At 69.7% G+C, this 24,723-nt stretch carries 19 protein-coding genes; 10 read left to right on the forward strand and 9 right to left on the reverse strand.

From position 1 onward, the window contains the following. Nucleotides 1-74 precede the first annotated feature (74 nt). Both ACZ6S4_RS00470 and ACZ6S4_RS00475 read right to left on the reverse strand, forming a co-directional pair. On the reverse strand, nucleotides 75-1,778 hold the full coding sequence (locus ACZ6S4_RS00470) for a cholesterol oxidase substrate-binding domain-containing protein (protein ID WP_465472792.1): 1,704 nt from the start codon (nucleotides 1,776-1,778) through the stop codon (nucleotides 75-77). Nucleotides 1,779-1,819: 41 nt separating this feature from the next. Then, nucleotides 1,820-1,972 (reverse strand): hypothetical protein, encoded by a 153-nt coding sequence (locus ACZ6S4_RS00475; RefSeq protein ID WP_465472793.1) that lies wholly within the window; start codon nucleotides 1,970-1,972, stop codon nucleotides 1,820-1,822. A 216-nt stretch (nucleotides 1,973-2,188) separates the two neighbouring features. Between ACZ6S4_RS00475 and ACZ6S4_RS00480 the strand changes: the two genes are divergently transcribed. From ACZ6S4_RS00480 to ACZ6S4_RS00500, 5 genes are all read left to right on the forward strand, one after another. Continuing rightward, the gene (locus tag ACZ6S4_RS00480; RefSeq protein WP_465472794.1) at nucleotides 2,189-4,972 is read left to right on the forward strand and encodes an ATP-binding protein; all 2,784 of its coding nucleotides are present in this window, start codon (nucleotides 2,189-2,191) and stop codon (nucleotides 4,970-4,972) included. Between the two features lie 53 nt (nucleotides 4,973-5,025). Continuing rightward, entirely contained in the window at nucleotides 5,026-5,970 is a 945-nt protein-coding gene (locus tag ACZ6S4_RS00485) for an ABC transporter substrate-binding protein (RefSeq protein ID WP_465472795.1), read from the forward strand. Beyond that, a complete protein-coding gene (locus ACZ6S4_RS00490) occupies nucleotides 5,951-7,552 on the forward strand; it encodes an ATP-binding cassette domain-containing protein (protein ID WP_465472796.1) in 1,602 nt (533 codons plus the stop codon). The genes ACZ6S4_RS00485 and ACZ6S4_RS00490 overlap by 20 nt, the downstream gene beginning before the upstream one ends. A gap of 339 nt (nucleotides 7,553-7,891) precedes the next feature. Next, nucleotides 7,892-9,124, forward strand: a complete 1,233-nt coding sequence (locus ACZ6S4_RS00495) for an MFS transporter (protein ID WP_465472797.1) — start codon at nucleotides 7,892-7,894, stop codon at nucleotides 9,122-9,124. A gap of 55 nt (nucleotides 9,125-9,179) precedes the next feature. Then, a complete protein-coding gene (locus tag ACZ6S4_RS00500) occupies nucleotides 9,180-9,575 on the forward strand; it encodes an ATP-binding protein (protein WP_465472798.1) in 396 nt (131 codons plus the stop codon). 463 nt (nucleotides 9,576-10,038) lie between these two features. Here ACZ6S4_RS00500 and ACZ6S4_RS00505 read toward each other — a convergent pair whose 3' ends face one another. The 6 genes from ACZ6S4_RS00505 to ACZ6S4_RS00530 all read right to left on the reverse strand — a co-directional run bounded on the left by ACZ6S4_RS00505 (nucleotide 10,039) and on the right by ACZ6S4_RS00530 (nucleotide 19,576). After that, complete coding sequence (locus ACZ6S4_RS00505; protein ID WP_465472799.1) at nucleotides 10,039-11,058, reverse strand: redoxin domain-containing protein; 1,020 nt, start codon at nucleotides 11,056-11,058, stop codon at nucleotides 10,039-10,041. Between the two features lie 98 nt (nucleotides 11,059-11,156). Then, nucleotides 11,157-12,383, reverse strand: a complete 1,227-nt coding sequence (locus ACZ6S4_RS00510; protein WP_465472800.1) for an epoxide hydrolase family protein — start codon at nucleotides 12,381-12,383, stop codon at nucleotides 11,157-11,159. A gap of 164 nt (nucleotides 12,384-12,547) precedes the next feature. After that, nucleotides 12,548-12,964 carry a LuxR C-terminal-related transcriptional regulator gene (locus ACZ6S4_RS00515; protein WP_465472801.1) on the reverse strand — a complete coding sequence of 139 codons (417 nt, stop codon included), beginning with the start codon at nucleotides 12,962-12,964 and terminating at the stop codon, nucleotides 12,548-12,550. A gap of 38 nt (nucleotides 12,965-13,002) precedes the next feature. After that, nucleotides 13,003-15,276, reverse strand: coding sequence for an ATP-binding protein (locus ACZ6S4_RS00520; protein WP_465472802.1), 2,274 nt, complete (start codon nucleotides 15,274-15,276; stop codon nucleotides 13,003-13,005). A 318-nt stretch (nucleotides 15,277-15,594) separates the two neighbouring features. Next, a complete protein-coding gene (locus ACZ6S4_RS00525) occupies nucleotides 15,595-17,853 on the reverse strand; it encodes a galactose-binding domain-containing protein (protein ID WP_465472803.1) in 2,259 nt (752 codons plus the stop codon). 526 nt (nucleotides 17,854-18,379) lie between these two features. Then, complete coding sequence (locus ACZ6S4_RS00530) at nucleotides 18,380-19,576, reverse strand: ROK family protein (RefSeq protein WP_465472804.1); 1,197 nt, start codon at nucleotides 19,574-19,576, stop codon at nucleotides 18,380-18,382. Between the two features lie 132 nt (nucleotides 19,577-19,708). On the opposite strand from ACZ6S4_RS00530, the gene ACZ6S4_RS00535 reads away from it, so the two are divergent. Genes ACZ6S4_RS00535 through ACZ6S4_RS00555 form a run of 5 tightly spaced genes read left to right on the forward strand, consistent with a single transcriptional unit; the run spans nucleotide 19,709 to nucleotide 23,974 of the window. Further along, the gene (locus ACZ6S4_RS00535; protein WP_465472805.1) at nucleotides 19,709-20,728 is read left to right on the forward strand and encodes a substrate-binding domain-containing protein; all 1,020 of its coding nucleotides are present in this window, start codon (nucleotides 19,709-19,711) and stop codon (nucleotides 20,726-20,728) included. After that, nucleotides 20,725-21,705: an ABC transporter permease gene (locus ACZ6S4_RS00540; protein WP_465472806.1), complete on the forward strand. Its 981-nt coding sequence runs from the start codon at nucleotides 20,725-20,727 to the stop codon at nucleotides 21,703-21,705. Before ACZ6S4_RS00535 ends, ACZ6S4_RS00540 begins: the two co-directional genes overlap by 4 nt. Continuing rightward, nucleotides 21,702-22,445 (forward strand): ATP-binding cassette domain-containing protein, encoded by a 744-nt coding sequence (locus tag ACZ6S4_RS00545; RefSeq protein ID WP_465472807.1) that lies wholly within the window; start codon nucleotides 21,702-21,704, stop codon nucleotides 22,443-22,445. Before ACZ6S4_RS00540 ends, ACZ6S4_RS00545 begins: the two co-directional genes overlap by 4 nt. An 18-nt stretch (nucleotides 22,446-22,463) precedes the next feature. Beyond that, nucleotides 22,464-23,333 (forward strand): sugar phosphate isomerase/epimerase family protein, encoded by an 870-nt coding sequence (locus tag ACZ6S4_RS00550; RefSeq protein ID WP_465472808.1) that lies wholly within the window; start codon nucleotides 22,464-22,466, stop codon nucleotides 23,331-23,333. Beyond that, a complete protein-coding gene (locus ACZ6S4_RS00555; protein WP_465472809.1) occupies nucleotides 23,330-23,974 on the forward strand; it encodes a nucleoside/nucleotide kinase family protein in 645 nt (214 codons plus the stop codon). The genes ACZ6S4_RS00550 and ACZ6S4_RS00555 overlap by 4 nt, the downstream gene beginning before the upstream one ends. A 4-nt stretch (nucleotides 23,975-23,978) precedes the next feature. Here the strand turns inward: ACZ6S4_RS00555 and ACZ6S4_RS00560 are convergent, their stop codons facing one another. Further along, nucleotides 23,979-24,719: a hypothetical protein gene (locus ACZ6S4_RS00560; RefSeq protein WP_465472810.1), complete on the reverse strand. Its 741-nt coding sequence runs from the start codon at nucleotides 24,717-24,719 to the stop codon at nucleotides 23,979-23,981. Nucleotides 24,720-24,723: the final 4 nt, after the last annotated feature.

Consider the following 24,723-nt stretch of genomic DNA (forward strand, 5'->3'; position numbering starts at 1 on the left):
GCGCTTTCCGGCGCAGGGCCGGGCTCGACAGATCAACGGACTCGGCCACGCCTGCACAGTAGTCGAGCAGCGCATCAGGACCGCAGCAGCCGGTCGAGGAACGGATTGCTGAACACCCGGGCCGGATCCAGCCGGTCCAGCGTCGAAACGGCAGTGTGCCAGCCGGGGCCGAAGGAGGCCGGCACGGCACGGTCGAGCACGTCGGGATCCTGCCAGGCCGCCTGATCGGTGTAGGCCCATCCCTTCGACCACTCCACCCGCGTGCCCGGGTGAGCGGTCAGGAGATACCGCTCCACCTCCCGGTAGAAGCGGTTGGCGTCGGCCGTACCGGGCAACGTCAGCACATCGATCCAGACCGCCACCTTCCCAGCCGGGTGGGCGGAGTCCGGCCGCAGCGCCGACAGGGCCGGTGCCTGCGCGCCGGGGACGGCCACCTCGGCCGGGTCGTCGAGGCCGGTCGCCCGGATCTCCACCGCCCCGTTGACCGGGAACCGGCCGCGGGACGCATAAGCCAGCAACTGTGCGGTGTAGAACTCGGTGAAGGCATGAACGACGGCCTGAACGCCGGAGCGTGGGACCCGTACCGCGTAGCCGTTGGCGTGGACATGCAGGGTCGTCGGGCGCACGTACAGCTGAAGGTTCTTGGCCGCGCCCCACAGGTCGGCCGAGGCGGTGGCGCGGAGCCCGGCCGCGGTGGCCGCGTACTGGGCCTGGCCGAGCGCCGGGGCCAGCTCGTACTGCCCGGCCAGGATGTGCCCGGCCAGGTCGGCCACCGGCGACGGGACGTTGTCACTGAACGGATAGTTGTAGGGCCCGGTGACCGGGCGCGACGTCGGCGGCCGCTGCGGGCTGACGCTCCACACCTTCAGCCAGGGGCGAGCGGTGAACGGGAACCAGATGGCCTCGACCCGTCCGGTCGCCGCGATGAAGCTCTCCAGCGTGCGGCCCCCGGCGCCGGGCGCCGCGAAGAGCTCCGCCGCCGGGATGTCGACCCTGCTCACGCAGCGCAGTCGCGCGAGCGGCCCGGCGTGCAGCGTGACCTCGGTGAGGAACGCACGCCCGAGGTTGGTCAGCAGCGCAGCGCAATCGGGGTCGGTCCGCTCGAAGGATCGCTGGACGTAGGCGCCGGCGCCCGGGTCCCAGACCACGGCGGTCAGCCGCAGGATCAGGTTGCTCAGCGAACCGTAGGTGGTGCCCGGCGGCCGGACCTCCCCATCGGCCGGCACGGCGGTGCCGTGGGCGTCCACCGCCAGGGCGCCGCCGACCGACAGGTCACCGGGCGCCGGGGTGGCGGTCAGGCCGTAGCCGGCCGCCTCCAGGAAGCCGAGCAGCGCCTCCAGGCCGGCGCCCGCCTCGACGCGTACGGTCGCGGAGCCCGGCTCGGCACCAGGGCCACCGAGCTCCATCGCGTCGAGGCGACGGGTGTCGACCAGCACGACGCGGCTCGCGCAATCGGTGCCCGCGGTCAGGGTCAGCGGTGCCCAGCCGTGCCGGAAGCCCTGCGGGCGCAGCGCGAACCCGTGCCGATGCGCCCAGTTGGCCAACGTCACCACGTCCTGCGCGGTGCGGGCGACCGCGGTCCAGATGTCGTCGGCCCGCAGCTCGCCCGCCCAGTTCCGGTAGCTCTGCCGGTAGTGCTCCACACCCGCCGGGAAGTCCGGCGGAACCGGACAGTCGGCGTCGGCCGGCGCCTCGGCCCGGGGGACCGGCATCCAGACCAGGGCCAGCGCGCCGGCAGAAGCGGTGAGCATCCGGCGTCGGGGCAACGGCTGCGTCATCCGACCATCGTGGACCGGCCGGACGGCGTCCGCACTTCGATCTAGCCGACGCTGGCGGTCAGGGCGCGGCCGTAGCCCTTGACAGCCAGGTACGGGTTGAGCTGCGGATGGCGGCTCGCGACCGGCACGTCCAGCCAGAACCGGCGCAGCGCGCTGATCGTGCGGAAGCCGCTCGCGCCGTGCAGGTCGAGCACGCGTTCGAGCGAGGCCCGGCAGTCGCGCCCGCGTCGGCGCGGTCCTGGGCCATGCGGCTGCTCTGCTCGTCGGTGATCGTGGAGTCCGCGTCGACGGCGGCGGCCGGCGCCAGCATGGTCCGTTCCGCCCGGTGCGTCAGCATGGCCCCTGCCCCGGGCGTGAGCTGCCCCTCTTTGCCCTGCCTCATCCGGTGGATCTCCTACTATGCTGGCCAGGTGTCCGGCGACTCTGTGCAGCTCCACGGCCGGAAGGATGAGCTTCGAGAGCTGGACCGCCTCTGCGAGAATGTGCGAGCCGGTCAGAGTGCCGCGCTGGTCATCCGCGGAGAGGCCGGGCTGGGAAAGACCGCTCTGCTGCGGCATGTGGCCCGGCGAGCGCTCCCGCATTTCCGGGTCGCGCAGATTGCCGGTGTCGAGTCCGAGGTCGAGCTGGCGTACGCCGGCCTGCACCACCTCTGCGCACCGATGCTGGGCCACCTCGAGGCACTTCCGGAGCCGCAGCAGTCAGCGTTGCGTACGGCATTCGGACTCGCCGGCGGCCCCGCGCCGGACCGTTTCCTCGTGGGTCTGGCCACCCTGAGCCTTCTCGCCGAGGTGGCCGGTAAGCGGCCGCTGATGTGCCTGGTCGACGACGCGCAATGGCTGGACGGGGCTTCGAGCGAGATCCTCGGTTTTGTCGCCCGCCGGCTCGCCGCGGAGTCGGTGGCCATGGTGTTCACCGTCCGTGACGACGGATCGGGAGCGGACCGACGTCAGCTGGCCGGCCTGCCGGTGATGTCGCTGGGCGGCGTTTCCGGTGCGGACGCGCGGGCCTTGCTGTCCACCGTGGTGCCGGGACGGCTCGACCCGGGCGTGCTGGACCGGGTCGTAGCCGAGACCAGCGGTAACCCACTGGCGATGCTGGAGCTGCCCCGCGGCATGAGCCCCGCGGAGCTCGCCGCCGGATTCGGGCTGCCGACGGCCGGCGGAACGGCTGCGGGCCTGGAGAGCCATTACGCCGGACGGCTTCGGGCGCTCCCAGCCGCGACGCAGCAGCTCATGCTGTTGGCCGCCTGCGACAGCACCGGGGACGCCACGACCATCTGGCGGGCTGCGACCCGTCTCGGCATCGGCTTCGACGCGGCCTGGCCCGAGGTGACCGATGGCCTGTTCGAGGTCGGCGCCCAGGTCCGGTTCCGGCACCCCCTGGTCCGATCAGCCGTCTACCGATCCGCTTCGGTGGAGGAACGCCGCGCGGCCCATGAGGCGCTGGCGCACGCTCTCGACGCCGTCGCCGACGCGGATCGCCGCGCCTGGCACCGCGCCCAGGCCAGCTCGGGTCCCGACGAGGAAGTCGCGGTGGAGCTCGAGCGAAGTGCGGACCGGGCCCAGGCGCGCGGCGGGTTCGCCGCGGCCGCCGCGTTGCTGGAACGCTCGGCGGGCCTGACGCTCGAGCCGGCCGTACGGTTCGAGCGCAGACTGGCCGCCGTACGGTTGCACCTCCGCGCCGGGGCGTTCGACACCGCGCTGGCCCTGCTGGCGGCGGCCGAGTCGGAGGCGCCGGACGAGCTGGCCGGGGCTCGCATCGCGCTGTTGCGCGGGCAGGTGGCGTCGGCGTCCGACGCCGGCGGCGATGCGCCACTTCAGCTGGTCAAGGCGGCCGGGCGCCTGGAACGCCTGGACACGGCCCTGTCGCGCAGGACCTATTCGGATGCCTGGCATGCCGCGATGTTCGCGGGGTATCTCGCCCGGCCCGGCGGCGGCCTGCTCGAGGTGGCCCGGGCGGCCCGGGCCGGTCCGCGACCGGATGTTCCGCTGCGCCCGTTCGGCCGCATCCTGGAAGCGCTGCTCGTGCTGGCCACGGACGGCCGGGCAGCCGCCGAGCCGATGCTCCGCGACGCGCTGGGTGCCCTGCTCGTCAGCGACCTTCCCGCCGAGAACTGGCTTCACCATGGGGCCCTGGCCGCAACGGCTGCGGCGGCGGTCTGGGACCTGGAGAGCTGGAGCGCGGTGAACAGCCGGCAGGCCATGCTCGCCCGTGAGCTGGGCGCGCTCGCCGTACTGCCCACTCCCCTGAGCGGGCTGGCCCTCGTCGCGACGTGGCGGGGCGACTTCGAGGCGGCCGCCCGGCTGACGGCCGAGCACGACGCGGTCACGGAAGCGACCGGGACCCGGATCGCGCCGTACGGGGCCATGCTGCTCGCCGGCTATCGGGGGCAGACCGAGAGCGCGTCCGCCCTCCTCGCGGCGACCACCGAGGACGCGATCAGCCGGGGCGAGGGGCTCGGGGTGGATCACGCACGGTGGTGCACCGCGATCCTGCACAACAGCACGGGACGGTATCCGGAGGCGATGGCGGCTGCTCGACCGGCCGACCCGAAGGCGCCCGGATTGCTGGTCGGCGCCTGGATGCTGCCCGAGCGCATCGAGGCCGCGGTCCGCTGCGGGGAACGGGACGTGGCCGTCGCGGCGCTGGAGGAGTTCGAGGCCACGGCGAACCCCGGTGAGCACGGCTGGGGCCGGGGCATCGCGGCGCGTTCGCGGGCCATGCTCAGCGACGGTGACACGGCCGACCGCCTGTTCCGGGAGGCGATCGACCAGCTGGGGCGGGCCGGGGTCCGCACCGAGCTGGCCCGCGCCCAGCTGGTGTACGGCGAATGGCTGCGCCGGGAGAACCGGCGTGGCGAGGCCCGGGAACACCTGCGGACCGCTCACGACATGTTCGTGGCGGTGTCGGCCGACGGCTTCGCCGAACGGGCCCGCCGGGAGCTGCTCGCCACCGGAGAGCACGTGCGCCGCCGACAGGTCGCCGACCGTACGGAATTGACCCCGCAGGAGGAGCACATCGCGCGACTGGCCCGGGACGGCCGCACCAACCCGGAGATCGCGGGGGAACTTTTCATCAGCGCCCGAACGGTGGAGTGGCACCTGCGCAAGGTGTTCACCAAGCTCGAGATCACCTCGCGGCGGGGACTCAGGGAGGCTCTGCCGAGTCATGCCCCGGCGCGAGGGCCGGTGTGATGGCCATCCGGCCGGGCCTCTGCCGGGTCGTCCTGCTCCTCGCACTGTCAACCATGCCCTGGACCGCCGGGTGTGGCGGCTCCGAGGAGAGCCGCACCGCGGCCGTCTCCTTCGCGGGCGTCCGGGACCAGGGCGCCACCGGGTATGCCGTGGCCGAGCTGAAAGGCCTCTACGCGCAACAGGGGCTGACGTTCTCGCCCACCTGGGCGACGTCCGGAACGGTGATCCTGCAGGGCCTGGTGAGCGGGGACTTCGACGTGGCCAACCTCGGCCCGGCCCAGCTGTACGGGGCCATCAGCAACGGCGCCTGTGCCCGGGTGCTCCGCCCGACCCAGGGGGCGGCCTACGGGGTGATCGCGCAGACCGGCCTCCACCTCGACACCACCCGGCCCTACCCCGAGGTCCTCACCCAGCTGCGCGGAAAGGCGGTCGGTGTCGCTGCCCGCGGCGCTTCGCAGGAGCTGGTGCTCCGGTCGTTGCTGACCAAGGCCGGCCTGAACCCGGACACCGACGTCAAGTGGGTGGCGATCGGTGGGGGCGCGGCCGCCGCCTCCGCCTTCGCGTCCGGGCAGGTGGACGTGTCGATGTCGTACCCGCAGCTCGAGGTCAACCTCCAGGCCGGTGGCACCGCCTTCGACAAGCTGGTGGACCTCGCCGGACCGGACACTCCCCTGGGCAGTTTCTGGCAGTCGGTCGCCGTCGCCAATTGCGACTGGGCCGACGACCATCCCGACACGGTGCTGAAGTTCTGCCACGCGCTCAATCAGGGCGTCAAGGCACTCGAGCAGCAGCCGGACACCGGGCCGCAGGCGTTCGCCCACCTCGGCCTCGGAGCGGATCCTGAGCAGGCGAGAGCCCTGTGGGACAGGTACAAGACCCCGGTCGTGAACATCCCGCCTCTCAACGAGGAGAACTGGCGCCATCAGGCAGAGTTCACCCCCGACCGTACGACGCCGGATTTCTCCGAGTATGTGGTCGATGGCTGCGCGACGGCATGATCGGGCCGTGTGGCTGTGGCGGGTCGCCGTGCCGCCCGTCGGGATCGGGCTTTGGTACCTCGTCCACCAGCTCGGCGTCGTCAGCCGGGTCCTGCTGCCCGGCCCGCGGGCCGTCTGGGACGCCGGGCTCCAGCTGCACCAGTCGGGCGTGCTCTGGCCGAACCTGTGGTCGACGATCAGCGCGGCCCTCGTGGCGCTCGCGTTGTCGGCCGTCGTGGGCATCCCGCTCGGCGTCCTTCTCGGCATGCTGCCCCGGGCGTGGGCCGTGCTGGCGCCGTACCTCAACGCGGTCAACAGCATGCCCCGCATCGCCCTGGCGCCGGTGTTCCTGGTCGCGTTCGGCATCGGGCAGAGCTCCAAGATCGCCCTCGGGTTCAGCATCGCGTTCTTCATCTTTCTGATGAACGCGCGCAGCGGCGTGCTCAGCACCGACGAGGAGTACCTCAAGGTGTGCCTGGTCCTGGGTGCGTCACGGTCACAGCTGTTCCGCAAGCTGTACGTGCCCGTCGCCATCCCGGCCATCGTCACGGCGCTGCGGCTGGGCATGGTCTTCGCGCTGCTCGGCGTGGTCGGCTCCGAGATCATCGCCTCCCGGGCGGGTGTGGGCCAGCTGATCACCTCGTACTCGGCCACGCTGTCGATGGCCCCGGTCTACGCACTCCTGACGATCCTCGCGATCTTCACCTCGATCCTGACCATGCTCGTCGGCGCCCTCGAAGGCGCCCTACTGGGGTGGCAGCGAGCCGACCGTGCTCAGATCCGCAGCCGGTCCACCCCACCAGGGCCGGTAAGCGCGCCCTCGACGCCCCGTACCGGCCGGGGTTCTGTGCGGTTCCGCTCGGTCTCGGTGGAGTTCGCCCTGCGCGGGTCGCCGCCGCACCGCGTGCTCAGCGACTTCTCGATGACCATCCCCAGCGGGCAGTTCGTCGCCATCGTGGGGGCCAGCGGAGCGGGCAAGTCGACCATGCTCAACGTCGCCTCCGGACTCACCCCGATCACCTCAGGGGACATCACCGTGTTCGACGGACCCCCACGGGCCGGACGGGCGGACGTCGGCCACATGTTCGCGCGCGACGCGCTCCTGCCCTGGCGCACCGCCCGGCGCAACGTGGAGCTGGGCCTGGAGCTGCGGAGAAGTACGGCGCCGGTCAGGCACGCGCGCGCCCTCCAGATGCTTGATCTCGTGCACCTGTCCTCGGTGGCTGACCGATATCCGTCGCAGCTGTCGCAAGGCATGCGCCAGCGGGTGGCGCTGGCCAGGACGCTCGCGTCCGACCCGGAGCTGCTGCTGATGGACGAGCCGTTCGCTGCTCTGGACGCTCTCACGCGCTCGTCCATCCGGGACATGTTCCTCGACATCTGGGACAACGAGGAACACCGCAAGACCGTCCTGTTCGTGACCCACGACCTCACTGAGGCCCTGGTCCTGGCCGATCGGGTCGTCACCGTCGCGCAGGGCGGTGTCCGGACCGACGTGGAGATCCCGTACGGCCGCCCCCGTGATCAGCGGGCCCTGATGGCCCGGGCCGACTTCCGCGCCCTGTACGACCGCCTCCAGGCCGACCTCACTGATGCGGACTGAGACGGCGGCGGTCCGGTTCAGCACCCGGCTGGAGGTGTCGGATTTGTTTCATGGTGAGTCCCAGGTGTCGGCGTACGAACTCTCATTGAGTGGACCGAAGGGCCGGCATTGCGGTTTCCCGTTCAGCCGCCCAGGTTTGTCGTGACCCGCTGACCGGCCGAGCAAGGGATAGTTGCTGAAGCTGGTCACGCTCGCGCTGCGGTCCGCCCGTCGCACATTGCCGCCTCTGGCGTCGTGGGTCGCCCACCTCGATAATCGGTGCCAGCCGGCGATCCAGGCCGCTCTTGCGCGCGATCCAAGCGGTGCCGGACTGGTTTCGATGTCACGGAGGGTGGGCTCGTGACGAGGTTGGGATCGGGACCGTCGGTCGGGCGGCGTCGGCGCGTCACTTTGGCGCTGTGCTGGGCGGTTCTCATCCTCGAGGCCTACGACATCGTGGTGTACGGCGCGGCCGTTCCGGCGCTGCTCGGGCATACCGCGTGGGCGCTGGGCGAGCGCGAGATCGGGATACTGGGGTCGGTGGCCCCGGTCGGGATGCTGTTCGGCGCGATTCTGGCCGGCTCGTTCGCTGACAGCCGTGGGCGCAGGCCGGTGCTGATGAACGGCGTCCTGGTCTTCAGTCTTGGCACGTCGGTGTGCGCGACAGCTCCTACGCCGCTCATATTCGGGGCAGGCCGGTTACTGGTCGGGCTCGGCGCCGGCGTCCTGCTGCCGACCGCCGCGGCATTCGTAACCGAGTTCGCGCCACCGGGTCGCCGCAACCTGTATCAAGGAGTGGTGTTCGGTGGGATCGGAGTCGGCGGGGCACTGAGCGCATTGGCGGCGATCGTATTGGCCGACAACGGGTTTCGTGCCATGTTCCTCGTCGGCGTGTTGCCTGCTGTCGTGCTCATCCCGATGTTGCTGCGCTGGCTGCCCGAGTCGCAAGAGTTCCTGAAAGCCCGCGAGGAATCCGCCGGACGGCGATCCACCCGCGCGGAGTCTTGGCTGCTGCTGATCAGCCACGACTACGTAGCCCGGACAATATTGTTCTGGACAGCGACATTCTTGAGTCTGCTGGTCTTGTTCGGCGCATACACATGGCTGCCACTACTGATGAATCGAGCCGGGTACGACCTCGGCCCGTCATTGGGTTTCCTACTCGTACTCAACGTGGGCGTCGTTGCCGGTTCGCTGACGTCTTCGCGGCTGGCCGATCGGCTCGGCGGGCGATGGGTGATCTTCGGATCGTTCGTCTCGGCGAGTGCGGCCTTCGCGTTGCTCGCCCAGGCCCCGCCGATACTGGCCGGTTATGCCTTGGTGGCGATCGTGGGTGCCGGCTCGGTCAACGCCCAGTTCCTCGTGTATGCCCATGTCGCAGCGTCGTACCCGACGTTGCATCGAGGTACCGCCATGGGAGCCGCGCTCGGTGTCGGCCGGCTAGGCGGCATCCTCGGACCGGTATATGGAGGCTGGCTGATCGCAGAACGCCTGCCGATGGCGGCGGGGTTCTACGGTTTGGCCCTGCCGGCGTTACTGGCAGCGGCCATCGTTGCCGGCTTCCCGGCAATCCCGCGCATCGGCGTCCACTAGCCCGCTGACAACTATTCGCAGAGGTTGTGCGCATGCGATACGGCCGAGGTCCCACATGAGACCCGTAGCGCTGATCGGCCGGGAGTCCAAGACCACACGGCTGAGCGAGCTGATCGACGCCGTCCACAACCAGGGAGGTGCGCTGCTCGTACGAGGCGATGCGGGCATCGGTAAGACCGTCCTGCTGGCGAGCAGTGCAGCACTGGCGGGCGAGGCCGGCATGCGGGTACTCACCACAATCGGTGCCGACTCAGCGGTGCACCTGCCCTTCGCCGGTCTTCATCAGATCCTCTATCCGATCCGCACGAGTATCGACGTGCTGCCGATGCCGCAGCGTGACCCGGTGCGGGCGGCGCTGGCAATGACCGACCGGGAGGTGCCGGACGCCTATCTGGTCGGCCTGGCGGTATTGAACCTGTTGGCCGACGTCGCCGCTGATGATCATCGCTGAGGACGCACACTGGCTGGATCGGTCGAGCGCCGATGTCCCCGCCTTCGTGGCGCGTCGTCTGCAGTCCGAATCGATTGTCCTGCTGGCCGCCATTCGTCCCGGGGTCGCCTCACCCCCCGGAGGTCGCTGGGCTTCCGTCATTGAGCGTCGACCGGCTGTCCGACGATGCTGCCGCTCGCCTGCTCGATGCGGTCGCTCCCAGCCTCGGTCCAGCGGTTCGTCAGCGGTTGCCGGACGAAGCCGTTGACGTCCCGCGCTGACCACCTTCCTGGCCCCGTGCCGGCGACCGTCCGGCCGCGGCTCACTCACTCCTGCCTGACACCGTCACGGCCGGCCGGCTGCCACCCTGGCAGACGCGTTGCACCGCTCGACATTGCGGCCGGGTGGCTCAGTTCTGAGCCATCCGGCCGCACCGACTTGTCGTGATGGCGAGCGTCGCACGTCGTCTCGGCAGCGTCCTGGCCTACCCGAAGGTGAAGGCGTAGGCCTCGGCGCCCGCAGCGGCGAACACGATCTCGACAGTGCGGTCGGTGATGTGTCCGTGCTGCCGTACGAGCTGGTACAGCCGCTGCTCGTCAAGCGTGCCGAAGCCGTGCTCGTCCACGTCGGTTCCGTGATCCGGGCCGGGTGGCTTCCCGTCGAGCAGAATCCGGATTGAGATCGGCGTGCCCGTCCCGGCTTGTCCCATGACCACGTTGAGATCGCGGGCGTGGAACCTGCAGGCGATCTGCCCACCGGCGTTGCCCAGCCTGGCCGCCTGATCCCCCACTGTCCAGTCACCCGACAGAGCCCAGTGGTTGAGCCGCAGTTTCGGCGGGGCGAGGTAGTGGTGATCCTGGCCCGGCCGGATGGCGCCGGGAGAGGCGAAGTTTGTCGTGCGCGCGTAGCCGGTGTAGTTCTCCGGCGATCGCAGGGTGGCCCAGTCGGCCGGGGCTTCCGTCCCGCGGGCCTCGACCGGTGTCGGTTCATGGTCATGGTCGGTCGTTCCCGCCTCGACCAGCAGCTGCTGGATGACCATCTCCGACTGCTGGTACTCACCTTCGCCGAAGTGGTGATGCCGGATGCTTCCTTGGGTGTCGGCGAAGTAGAGCGCGGGCCAGTAGTGGTTGTCGAACGCCCGCCAAAGCGCATAGTTGTTGTCGATGACGACCGGGTAGTCGATCCGCATGTTCCGCATCGCACGCCGGATGTTGTCCGGGTCGTGCTCGAATCCGAACTCGGGGGTGTGCACCCCGATCACCATCAGCTCATGATCGGCGTATTTCTCACCCCACGCCCGGAGGTAGGGCAGCTGGCGCAGCCAGTTGATGCAGGTATAGGTCCAGAAGTTGACGACGACGATCTTGCCGATGAGATCGGATGTCGTCAGCGGCGGCGTGTTGAGCCATCCGGTCGCGCCGTCGAAGGAAGGCAGCTTGCCCTCGACGGGCAGTCGAGCGGAGGACGTGTGGAGGCCGGCGGGCGCCGGCCAGCGTGCTGTCATGACAGACCCCTGACGTTCGTTGTAGTCCGCCTGGTCTCCCGGCGAGCAACGTGGCCATGACCACCCCGATTCCGCCGGGAGAGATAGCTGTCGGCCGGCTAGCGCAGTGACCGGAATGCGGCACGCAGCTCGGCGGCGAACAGCGCCGGCTCCTGCCAGGCGGCGAAGTGGTTGCCCCTGTCGAGCGCGTTGAAGTAGATGAGGTTGGGGTAGGCCTGCTCCGCCCAGCTGCGCGGAACGGTGTAGATTTCGTGTGCGAACGTGCTGACCGCGGCCGGGACGGTCACGCCCTTGGCGTCGAAGAAGCCGACCGTGTTCTCCCAGTACAGGCGTGCGGAGGAGACTCCCGTGTTCGTCAGCCACGTGAACGTGATGTTGTCCAGCACCTCGTCGCGGGTCAGACCGCCGACGGGCTTGCCGGCGAAAGCGGCCGCGATGTCCCGGTAGCTGGACGCGTCGTGGTTGAGCATCCAGGCGGCCAGCCCGACGGGCGAGTCCGCCAGGCTGTACATCGTCTGCGGACGCGTACCCATCTGCACGCCGTACCCGACACCGTTCTCGAAGAAGAACTTGAGCTGTTCGAACGTGCGGTTCTCCTCCTCCGACAGCCCGGACGGCGGCGGTCCGGCGGCACCGAACACGTCACGCGCGAGATACGCCGAGATCTCCGCGGGGACCACGCCGGCCATGTTGGTGTGGATGCCGAGCAGGCCCGCGGGTGCGTGCACCCCCATCAGGTCGACGACGATCGAACCCCAGTCACCGCCCTGCGCCACGTATCCCGTGTAGCCCAGGCGCTTCATCAGCACGTCCCAGGCATGCGCGATGCGGTCCGGGCTCCAGCCGAGATCCCGCGGTTTGCCGAAGTACCCGTAGCCCGGCATCGACGGGATCACCAGGTCGAACGCGTCCGCCGCGCTCGCGCCGTGCGCGGTGGGATCGGTCAGCGGGTCGATGATGTTCAGCAGCTCGATGACCGAGCCGGGCCACCCGTGCGTGGCGATGACCGGCAGCGCGTTCGCGTGCGGCGAGCGGACGTGGATGAAGTGGATGTCCAACCCGTCGATCTCGGTTACGAAGTGCGGCAGGGCGCTCAGCCTCGCCTCGCACCTGCCCAGGTCGTAGTCGGTGGCCCAGTAGCGGGCCAGTTCCTGCATCACCGTCTGCTGCACACCCTGCGAGAAGTCGGCGACCAGCTCGGGGTCAGGCCAGCGGGTGTCGGCGATGCGGGCACGCAGTGCCTCGAGGCCGGTCCTGGAGGTGGTCGGGACCTGGAACGGCCGAATGGCGGTGGCAGCGGTTGTCTCTTCGGTCGTGGCTGACATGTCGGGCTCCTGTCTCAGTGGGTTGCTTCGACACGAAGCCTGCGCGCCGTACCGCTGCTTCGCCCCCGTGCGTGACCCTGGGACCGGTGCCGGGAACACTCACGGGGCTGGTCCCGGGGGTAGCTCACCGGATGCTTGCTCGCCGGCACGTATGCCCCGGATCATCAACCCCGGTCCGGGGCCGCCAGAGCGTCGGCCAGCTCCCGCCGGGAACGGATGCTGAGCTTGGTGAAGACGTTGCGGAGGTGCCATTCGACGGTGCGGGGGCTGAGGAAGAGCCGGGAGCCCACCTCAGGGTTGGACAGCCCGTCCCTCGCGAGTCGCGCGATCTGCCGTTCCTGGGGAGTCAGGTCGTCGGGTGTGCCCACCGCCCGCTTGCGGACGTGTTCGCCCACCGCAGCGAGTTCCCGGCGGGCGCGTTCCGCGAACGCGTCCATCCCGATCGAAACCAGCATCTCATGGGCGGCGTGCAGTTGTGCACGCGCGTCTGTCCGGCGGTTCTCCCGGCGCAGCCACTCCCCGTACAGCAGGTGAGCGCGAGCGGCTTCCGGGCGCAGCTGGGTACGGCTCAGCCGCTCCACCGCTTCACGGTACAGCCGGTCAGCGGCGTCCCCGTCACTCAGGAGCGCCTGGCAGCGGGCTTGCATGCCAAGTGGAAAGTCGCCCTCGAGCGTCTGGGTTGCCTGAGCCAGGCGCGCGTGCGCCTCGCGGGCCAGGCCGACGTCGCCGGCGCGCATGGCCGCCTCGACGAGTTCCGGCAGCAGCCATACGAAGACCCAGTGATGAGGTGCGTTCTCCGAGACAGCCACCTGAGCTGCTGACACGGTTGCGCGTACCGGGCGAGACCGTTGTTCAGGACTGCGCTCGCCCAGAGTGCCCGGACGCCTGGCGTGCCCTGCGCGCCGAAGCGCTCGATCAGGGCGGATACCTCGTCCTCCCGCCCCTGCAGGGCGCGAAGTCGGAGCACGGCGTAGGGCGGCACAGGACTGCTGGTGGCTACAGTCACGCTGTCGATCTCCGCGATGAGTGACTCGGCTTCCGCGAAGTTTCCCGTCCAGGCGGTTGCCATCGCCAGGTAGGTCAGCTGGCCCGGCAGCGCCGCGAGCTCACCGGCCTCGCGGACGACCTGGACATTTCTGGTGGCGACGGCGTACCAGCCTTCGTTGTCCCAGAGCGCGTTGTGAGCGCCGACGGCCATCCAGCCCCAACGCAAGATGTCCTTTGCCGGCATGTCCGTGAGCGCGAACACTGCTTGCTGCAGTACCGGTGTCGCGGCCGTGAAGCCATCAATGATCAGCCGGGCGTAACCGTCGAGGAGCAGGTCTCGTGGGCGCGGAGGATCTTGCGTCGGGGGCAGCGCCTGGACCCCGCGGCAGATCTCCACAATGACGTCTTGTGCGGCGTGGTCCTCTGCCATCCCTGCCATGCCCCAGGCAGTCAGGTAAGCCTCCCGCGCGACGTCGACGTCGAAAGGCGCCATCCTCGCGACGGCTTCGCGCAGCAACGGGAGCGCTTCGGCCCAGCGACCAGCGCTCAAGGCGATATGAGCGCGGATCCTGCTGGCCCGTGCCCGCTGAAGCGCATCAAGGGGCCCTGCCTGCGCCATGGCGACCAACCGTAATGCCGTGTCGTGCTCGCCGGCCCGGGAACTGGCCTGCGCAGCAGCCAGAGCTCGATTGGCACGCTGGCCCGGTTCGCTGCTCAGAGCAACGGCGCGTAGCAGGAACGCGGCGGCGGTGGCAAGCCCGCCACGGGTTCGCGCCCGGTCGGCCACGCGCTCGAGTTCGACGGCAACCTGCTCATCAGGTCCGGCGGCGGCGGCGGCGAGGTGCCATGCACGGCGGTCGGGATCAGCGTCGGCATCGGTGACCTCCGCCAGTGCCTGGTGGATCGAGCGGCGCTCGATCGATGTCGCCGATCGATAGATCGCTGAGCGGGCGAGCGGATGGTGGAACGTCACCCGTTCGCCGATCGCCAGCAATCCCTCCGCTTGCGCCGCGTCCGCTGCCGGCGGCGTGATGCCGAGCCGCTCGGCAGCGCGCCACAGCAGCACCGGGTCTCCTACGGGCTCGGCCGCCGCGACCAGTAACAGCAGGCGACCGTCGCTGGAGAGCAGCTCAAGACGCCGGACGAAGCTCTCCTGAATCCGTCCGGTCATCGCCTGCGCCTCCAGGGCGCCGAAGCCGCCTGCGATCTGCGTGGCGGTCAAGCCTTGCGGAAGTTCGAGCAGAGCCAGCGGATTCCCTCGTGTCTCCACCACGATCCGGTCCCGGACGGCCTCGTCCAACTTGAACCGCACTGCCGACGTGAGCAGCGCGCGGGCGTCCTGGTCGGGAAGGCCCCGAACCTCCAGTTCGGGCAACCGCCGGAGCTCTTCGCCCGGCTCGCGAGTCGCGAACACCATCCCGATCGGCTCCGCCAGCAGCCGCCGGGCGACAAATGCCAGCGTCAGACTCGAGGTCTGGTCCAGCCACTGCGCATCGTCGACAACGCAGAGCAGGGGGCGCTCCTCGGCCGCCGCCGCGAACAGGCTGAGCATCGCAAGCCCGACGAGGAACCTGTCCGGCGGTGGCCCGGCGCTCAAACCGAACACGATTTCGACGGCCTGCCGTTGCGGCGCGGGCAGCTTGCCCAATCTGTCGAGCAGCGGAGCGCAAAGCTGATGCAGGCCGGCATAGGCCAGGTCCATCTCGGATTCAATCCCGACTGCTCGCACGACCGCCAGATCCGACGCCGACGCGACCAGATGTTGCAGTAGCGCAGTTTTTCCGATCCCGGATTCGCCGCGCAGTACCAGGCACTGGCTCGCGCCACGCCGGACTGTCGAGACGAGGCCGTCAAGTTGCGCGCGTTCGCTCGCGCGGCCGCGTAGTCGGGTGCGTCCGTCCGTCACCGAGGGCCGCCCAAAGGTGCCGCCGCTGTCAGCACTTCGTCGACGGTGAGGACTGACGGCGGTGGACGTGGGAGCGCGGAGCGGGCGGCAACCGCGGTATCCGCGTTGCCGACGTGCTCGAGCGTTGGCCGCCGACCTCCACGGGCAGAGGTTACGCCTCCCCCACCGGCGTGTCGATGTGCCGCAATTCGGCTGGCGGCCTTCGGGGGTCGTTCACTCGCGGGACGACCCGAATCAGATACCGGACGGCGGCGGCCACCGGTGCACGTTGCACTGGTGGCCGCCGGGTTCACGTCGGTATTGCGTCAGCTGTCAGGGTCAGGGGTACGCCACGACGTTACGAGGCGTGGTGTTGCCGGCAGGGTTGGGAACCGAGCCACCGGTGTCGTTGACGACGTTGGCGATGGTGCCGACGTCGCCGAGGGAAACGGTGAGGACACTGCGGAGCCGGACGCCGGCCCGGTTGGGCACCTCGAAGGCTCGGTCCACCCGCACGGCGGGGTTGACGTTGAAGTAGGCGTACGAGCCGCCGCCCCAGAGTTCGTGGTCGGTGACGGTGTCGGCGACCTTGTAGGCGGCGTACCCGTTACCGCGGGGCCCGATCCAGGCGGCCTGGTTGGGCACGTCGTACGGCTTCTCGTTCTGGAAGAAGATCGTCCTGCCGCGGTTGCCGTTCCAGATCACCTCGTACTTCTGGTAGTGCTCGACGAACAGGCCGGTGGCCAGGACGTCGTCACCGTTGACGAGCAGACCGGTGTCGCCGGTGTTCACCGTCCAGCCGGTGGGTGCGCCGCCGTGGTCGGCCCGCCAGGCCCAGATGTGGTCGATGATCGTGTCGTCACTGTGCACGGCGAGGGTGGTCGTGGCCCGGCCCTGGACACTGCTGCCGATCCGGAAGAAGACGTCCTGCAGGCTGATCGGGTTCGCGGCGTGGTCGGTGTGGACCCCGGCCCGGCCGACACTCATCAACGTCGGGCTGTTGGTCGTACCGGCGTCGAAGGTCAGACCGCTCACCTTGACCCCGTCGACGTCGGCGACGTTCAGGGCCTCGACCCCGCCCGTCGGGATCAGGGTCGGGAACCCGATGCCGGTCACCACGGTGTTGGGGCGGGTGACCCGGATGGTCTCGTTGAGCGAGTAGGTGCCCGGGGTGAAGAACAGGTTCAGGCCCTGGGCCAGGGCGGAGTTGATCCGGGCGGCGCTGTCGCTGGGCTTGGCGACGTAGAACTCCCGCATCGGGATCGACGAGCCGGCGGTGTTGGGCCAGTTGGCGCCGGCGGAGTTGCGCCGCAGGGCCGGCACGAAGACGCGGTAGAGGCCGGCGCTGTCGACGTACAGGAAGGGCTTCTCCCGCGAGACCGGGGTGGTGGCCAGCGTGGTGTGGGGCGGGTTCGGGAACGCGTTCGGCGGGGCACCCTGGACACCGGAGTAGACCATGTTCCAGACGCCGCCTTCCCAGCGGCCGATCCGGCTGTCGCGGGTGTACCACTGCTGCTGGGAACCGGAGGACACAGTGCCGTCGACCACGGCGTCGGCCAGGTAGCCGCCGCTGGAGTAGCCCTGCCCGTTGTCCTGGTTCGAGGGCGCCAGGGTCAGGTTGCCGCGGATGTGCACCCGGCGCATCGGGGCGGCCTGGGAGACGGCCCAGCGGTTGGTGCCGCCCTCGGGCACGATCGACAGGTTCTCCATGCTGCGCCAGAAGTTCTGGGTCGCGTTCTTCTCGTCGCCGTAGTTCCACCCGGAGTCGACGTTGATCGCGCCGTTGATCGTCACGTCGTCGGGGTTGAGGCCGAGACCGGCCAGCGTGGTGTAGAAGCCGACGTTGGCCCAGACCCGGCCGTAGCTGCCGGGCTTGAACAGGAACACGTGGCGCTGGGTGCCGAACTGCGCAGCCCGACCGCGCAGTTGCGCGTTGAACGCCTGGTCCACCGCCGACTGGATGGTCGACGCCGGCGTGCCCTGATCGAAGATCCGCACGTTCGGGCCCAGGTCCGGCGTGTCGGAGGTCGGCAGGGCCGGTCCGCTGGGGGTCGGGGTGACCGTGGGCGTCGGCGTGGTGCCGCCGGCGAAGACCTGGAACTCCCAGAGCGAGTAGCCGTACGGGGTGGCCCGGGTGGTGCCGTTCATCCGCACGTACCGGCCGCTGCCGGTGACGTTCAGGGTCTGGATGCCGGCCTTGCCCGCGGTGACCGGGGTGATGTTGGTCCAGCTGGTGCCGTTGGGCGAGGCCTGGATGGTGAAGGCCGAGGCGAACGCCGCCTCCCAGTTCAGCACGACCTGGCTGATCGACTGGGTGCTGCCCAGGTCGACCTGCAGCCACTGGGGATCGGCGAACGCGCTGGACCAGCGGGTGCCGGCGTCACCGTCCACGGCGGCGCCCGCGGGGAAGGCGGCACTCTCGACGGACGAGGCGGTGGCCGGCTTGCCCTGCGACACCGGGATGTCCGCGGCGCTGGCGTTGGTGGCGATCGAGACGACAGTGGTGCCGAGGGCCGCGGCGAGGACGGCGCTCAGCACCACCCGCCCGCGGTGTCGGCGTTTCGGTGGCGGTGGGGACGTGAGTGTCGGGGATGTCATGTGCCTACCTGTCGGAAGGGTTGCCGCACGCCTGTGGGGACAGACGTACAGCGGGGCGGGGGGAGGACTGAGCGACGCGGAGCAGAGAGCGCTCTCCGGCAATTGTTACTTCCGTGTTGCGGCCCGTCAATATCCCGGCAACAAACCATTGGTTGAACGACATTCAAGAAAGGGTCCGGGAAATTGTTATCCAGCGCGTTAAGTCCGGTTCGTCCGCCATGTCGATTCTTGACGGTGAGCATCCAGGCAGAAATCCGCCTCCGGTTTCGCCCCGCTGGGCCGTGTTTCCGCGATTCCTGACTACGCATTCCAGCAGCAATAACGCATGCTGGAATGACCACGGCACGAATCGGCGCCGCATTCATCCGCCAGCCGGGCCAGATCCCGACCGGCCGGCAATCGCCCGCTCCTCGCTGAAACCCCGGGCCGGGCGGTGCCGCGGCTTCGGCTGATCCATCCACCGGCCGGCCACGCGACACCGGCGGGGGCCGGGTCACCGCCGGACCGATCCACCGCCGTGGTGCCGTCAGCGGCTGATCAGGGACTCCACCCGGCCCGGGGCGAAGATGCCGTCGGCCAGCAGCAGCGCCAGGCCGACCAGGCCCGAGCGGGTGTCCAGCTTGGTCGCGACGATCTGCAGGTTACGGGTGGCCAGCGGTAGTGAGCGGCGGTAGACCATTTCGCGGATGCCCGCGAACAGCTGCTCCTCGATCCGGGCCAGCTGGCCGCCGATCACCACCACCCGGGGGTTGAACAGACTGACCGAGTCGGCGATCGCGTGGCCGAGGATGCGGCCGGCCCTGCGGGCGAGCCGGACCGCGGTGAGATCACCGGTACGGATCAGCGTGACGGCGTCGTCGACCGTGGTCACGTCATGCCCTGCCGCGCGCAGGTCGCGGACCAGGGCCCAGCCTCCCGCGTACGCCTCCACACAGCCGGTGTTCCCGCAGCGGCAGACCGGTTCGCTCTCGGCGTCGTCGACGGTGAGCTGGATGTGGCCGATGTCGCCGGCCGCACCGTCCGCGCCGCGGTAGATCTCGCCGCCGATGATCATGCCCGCGCCGATGCCGGTGCCGGCCTTGAGCATCAACAGCTGCTTGACGTCGGGGTAGATGCTGCGGTGCTCGCCGAAGGCCATCGCGTTGACGTCCTTGTCGACCAGCACCGGGCAGTCGTAGCGGCCGGCGAACCAACCGGGGATGTCGTAGCGGTCCCAGCCGCTCATGATCGGCGGGCTGACCACCTGACCGCTGTCGAAGTCGACCGGTCCGGGCACATCGATGCCGATGCCGTGCACGTCCGCCGCCGTCCGCCCGGCGCCGTCGAGCAGCTCCGCGAACATCTCCTGCGCCGCGGTCAGCACCGGCTGCGGGCCGGTGGCCACGTCGATCGGGCGCTCCCGCTCGACGCTCACCTCGCCGCGCAGATTGCACAGCGCCGTCCGCATGCCGGTCGCACCGATGTCGACGACCAGCAGCACGCCGCGTTCGGCGTTGAAGGTGAAGCGGCCGGCCGGGCGTCCACCGGTGGGCGCGCCCTCCCCGCTCGGCACGACCAGCGCGGCGGCGAGCAGCGCGTCGAGCCGCTGGTTGACCGTCGAACGCGACAGGCCGGTCTGCTGCATGACGTCGGCGCGGGTGAGGCTCGGCTGGGTGCGGAACAGACCGAGGATCTCGCCGAGTCCCGCCGCTGATACCCCGGTGACCGGGGGGCTGATGCTCACGCGGCGATCCTATTACGCCTAGTCACTGTACGGAAGTGCCAAAACTTTTGCTTGACAGAAGTTATAAGTCGAGCATCTAATCAAGCGAAACACCCCCGACACACGTCCGATGCAGTACGGAAGGACCGCCCGATGTCCCGCACAGCGCCATACACAGCAGTGACGGCCACTGCCTTGCTCCTGCTCGCAGGTTGTTCCTCCGGCTCCTCGGACGCCGGCTCGGCCGGTGGCCCCGCCAAGGTCGCCGCCGTGATCAAGGGCCTGGACAACCCCTTCTTCCAGTCCATGGAGCAGGGACTCAAGGACCAGGGCGCCGCGGCCGGCGTCACCCCGACGGTGCAGGCCGCCACCTCGATCACCGACACCACGGGGCAGGCCGACAAGCTGACCGCGCTGGCCGGGCAGGACTTCTCCTGCTACATCGTCAACCCGATCTCGGGCACCAACCTGATTCAGGGCATCGCTCAGCTGGCCGCGAAGAAGAAGACCATCGTCAACATCGACAGCCCGGTCGACCCGGCCGCCGCCAAGGCGGCCAACGCCACCCCGGCGACCTACATCGGCACCAACAACACCTCCGCGGGCGAGAAGGCCGGCGCCCAGATGGTGACCCTGGTGCCCGCCGATGCCAAGGTGGCCGCGATCGGCGGCATCGCCGGCGACGTGACCAGCGGCGCCCGGATCGACGGCTTCACCAAGGGCATCACCGGCAAGCTCCAGCTGGTCCAGACCGTCGCCGCGAACTGGGAGCGCCAGGAGGCCCTGACCCAGGCCACCAACATCATGCGAGCCCAGCCCGAGCTGGCCGGATTCTTCGTGGCCAACGACGACATGGGACTCGGCGTCGCCCAGGCCATCGCCAACGCCGGCAAGACGGGCAAGATCAAGGTGATCAGTGTGGACGGCAACAAGGACGCCCTCACCGCGGTCAAGAACGGCGGCATCGACGCGGTCGTCGCGCAGTACCCGTACGCGATCGGTCTCATGGGGATGGAGGCCTGCCAGGCCGCCGCCGCCGGCAAGACCCTGCCGGCCAACGTCGAAGCGCCGGTCGAACTGGTCACCAAGGAGAACGCGGACCAGGCGCTGGCCACCACGCCCAAGCCGTTCGGCGACTACGCCGACCCGTTCAAGACCCTGATCGGCTCGTGAGCACCGTGACCACCGCCGTCGCCGCCCCGCGCGACACCGAACCCTGGAGCCACCGGCTCAAGGACCTCAGCTTCTGGGCCGAGTGGGCCGCGCTGGTCGGCCTGATCGCACTCGTGATCATCTTTCAGATCGCGAACCCCACGTTCCTGAGCACCGGCAACATCTCCTCGATGCTGGTCGCCTCGGCGATCCTGATCGTGCTGGCCGTCGGTCAGACGTTCGTGGTGGCCACCGGCGGTATCGACCTCTCGGTCGCGTCCGTGATGACCCTCGCCGCGGTGGTGTTCGGGGCCACCTACGCGAGCTGGGGCCTGGTCGGCGCGATGCTGGCGGCGATCGTGGCCGGCACCGCGGCCGGCCTGATCAACGGCCTGCTGATCGCCCGGGGCAAGATCACCGACTTCATCGTCACCCTGGGCATGCTGTCGGCCGCCTCCGGCACGGCCCTGGTCCTGGCCGACGGCAAGCCGGTCACCGTGATCGACACCTTCCTGTTGCGGCTCTCCACCGGCGGCATCGGCATCTTCGGCTGGATGGTGATCATCGCCGCCGTGGTGGCGGTCATCGCGCACGGGATGCTGTTCCACACCCGCTTCGGCACTCACCTGCTGGCCACCGGCGGCTCCGCGGAGGCCGCCACCGCCACCGGCATCAGCACCGCCCGCGTCAAGATCGCCGTGTACGGCATCTCCGGGCTGCTGGCCGGCCTCGCCGCCATTCTGCTGGTCGCCCGGGTCGGCGCCGCGGAACCCGCGTCCAACACGTCCTTCCTGCTCAACTCCGTGGCCGCGGTGGTGCTCGGCGGCGTGAGCCTGCTCGGGGGCCGCGGCACCATCAGCGGCCCGGTGATCGGCGCGCTGCTGCTGACCGCGCTGACCAACGGCCTCACCCTGCTCGGCGTCTCGCAGTTCTACCAACCGCTCGCCGTCGGCATCGTCGTGGTGCTGGCCGCCCTGCTGACGAGGTTCCAGAAATGAGCACACTGCTGTCCGTCGACAACGTCTCGCTCTCCTTCGGCAGCGTCCGGGCCCTGGTCGACGTCTCCCTCGCCCTGCGGGCCGGCGAAATCACCGCCATCGTGGGCGACAACGGCGCCGGGAAGTCCACCCTGGTGCGCTGCATCTGCGGCATCCACCGGCCCGACAGCGGCACCATCTCACTGGACGGCGAGGAGTTGCACTTCCGCTCGCCGGAGGACGCCCGGGCGGCCGGCATCGAGACCGTGCACCAGAACCTCGCACTGGTCGAGGACCTGACGGTGTGGCAGAACCTGTTCCTCAACCGGGAGATGGTGCACAAGCTCGGCCCTCTCGCCGTGCTCGACCGCCGCGGCATGCAGCGCGAGGCCCAGCGCATGGTCTCCACTCTCGCGGTCAACGTGCCCGCGGTGCGCAGCCGGGTCCGCCGGCTCTCCGGCGGGCAGCGCCAGGCCGTCGCGATCTGCCGGGCGGCCGGCTTCGAGTCCCGGCTGGTGATCATGGACGAGCCCACCGCCGCGCTGGGCGTGCAGGAGACCGCGCGGGTCGAGGACCTGATCCGCAAACTGCGCGACGACGGCCACGCCGTGCTGCTGATCAGCCACAACTTCGCCCAGGTGCTGAACCTCAGCGACCAGGTCTGGGTGATGCGGGCCGGCCGCTGCGTCGGCGGCCGCCGCACCACCGCGACCACCGGCGAGGAAATCGTCGCCCTCATCACCGGCGCCAAGACCGCCTGACAGGAAGCAGTCAAAGACATGGAACTGCGTAACCCCCTCGGTGTGCACGCGCTCGTCTGGGCCGGCGACACCTCCCCCGCCTCGGTCGAGTACGCCGTCGCCCAGACCGCCAAGACCGGCTTCGACCTGCTCGAGTTCTCCCTGCACGACTCGCTCAACCTGGACGTGCCGGCAACCCGGAAACTGCTGGAGCAGCACGGCCTCCAGGTGGCGTGCTCGCGCGGCCTGGCCTTCGACGCCGACGTCTCCAGCGAGGACCCGGCGGTCGTCGAGCGCGGCGCGAAGCTGCTGCACGACTCGCTGACCATCACCCAGCAGCTCGGCGGCACCCACTTCACCGGCGCGCTCTACAGCGCCCTCGGCAAGTACGGCGCTCCGCTGAGCCCCAAGGGCCGCACCAACGTGATCGCGGTGCTGACCACGCTGGCCGCCGAGGCCGCGAGCCACGGCATGACGCTCGGGCTGGAGATCTGCAACCGGTACGAGACCAACGTCATCAACACCGCGCACGACGCTCTGCGCCTGGCCGACGACATCGGCGCGGCCAACGTGCTGATCCACCTGGACACGTACCACATGAACATCGAGGAGGACGACCTCGTCCGCCCCGTGCACGCGGTCGGCGACCGGCTCGGGTACGTGCACATCGGCGAGAACCACCGCGGCTACCTCGGCTCCGGGCACCTGGACTTCGGCGCGTTCTTCCACGCCCTGCACGACATCGGCTACACCGGCCCGATCACCTTCGAGTCGTTCTCGTCGGCCGTGGTGGCCGCCGGGCTCTCCAACGACCTGGCGATCTGGCGCAACTTGTGGACCGACGGCGAGGACCTGGCCCGGCACGCCCGCGCGTTCATGGCCAACCAGCTCACGGCCGGGCCGGCGTGACCTTCGAACAGCTGGTGGCGCGCGCCCGGGCGCTCGGCAAGGACGGCGGGCGGGCGATCCTGGGCATCAGCGGGCCGCCCGCCGCCGGCAAGACCACCCTCGCCAAGGAGCTGACGGCCGCGCTCGGACACGGCGTGGCGCACGTACCGATGGATGGTTTTCACCTGTCTGACGTGGAGCTGGACCGGCTCGGGAACCGGGACCGCAAGGGTGCGCCCGACACCTTCGACGTGCTGGGGTATGCGGCGATGGTGCGGAGGCTGCGCGAGGACACCGACGACGTCGTCTACGCACCCGGATTCGAGCGGGTGATCGAGCAGCCGATCGCCGGGGCCATCCCGGTGCCCAGAAGCGCCCGGATGATCATCACCGAAGGTAACTACCTGCTGCTGCGTACCGGCGGGTGGGAGCGGGTGCGTCCGCTGCTCGACGAGGTCTGGTACGCCGATCTGGACCCGCGCACCCGGCTGGACCGGCTGGTGGAGCGGCACGTGCGCTTCGGCAAGGACCGGACCGCGGCGGTCGCCTGGGCGACCGGCACCGACGAGCGCAACGCCGCGCTGATCGCGGCCACCCGCGAGCACGCCGACCTGATCGTGCCGGCCGGCGTGCTCCGCGAGATCGGCACCCCGGCCGGCTGATCCGTCAGTTGAAGGGCGGCCGGTGGACGCCGAACCGGGCGTGGATCTGCGAGGACCTGATCTCCGAACGAGCCACGAATATCGCCATCGTCGCCAGCACCGTGACGACGCCGGCGACACCCAGCCATGGGCCGGCGGCCGGGTACAGATGCGCGGTGATGCCGAAGAAGCCCATGGCCAGTCCACAGCCCAGCGAGGTGAGCATCAGTTCGTGATACATCCGGTGGAAAATGCGGTGCGCCTTGGGTTCCTTGCCGAAGTGCGAGGCCGGTGACCATTTGATGTTGACGTAGAAGCCGGTAGCCGCGCCCAGCCAGAGCATTCCGAGCCAGGTGTTCCAGGCCGCCACCTGACCGAGGAAATAGGCGGGTGGTATCTCGAGTCCCGCGATCATGAACGGCATGAACGAGTCCAGGAAGGACGGCGCCCAGCGGAGCATGATGCTCATGTTCACGTAGGTGTAGAAGACGCCGACCAGCACCAACGCCAGGCAGACGCTGTGGAAGTAGGCGAGCGGTGAGGGATCGTTGAAGGTGTTGTCGGCGAGGATCGCCAGCGCGACGCCCTGCAGGATGCTGATGATCGTGGTGAAGCAGCTGGACGAGATCTCCAGCGAACGGCGGATGAGAACATCGTGATCCAGGGCCTGGATGGCGCCCCCACGCTCGGGACGGCTATCGGCCCGGTGCGACCGGGTGGTCAATCGCGAAGGCGGCTGAGCCCATTCGTAAGATTCATCGATCACCGCT

The sequence above is a fragment of the Actinoplanes sp. NPDC051405 genome, from assembly GCF_055586185.1.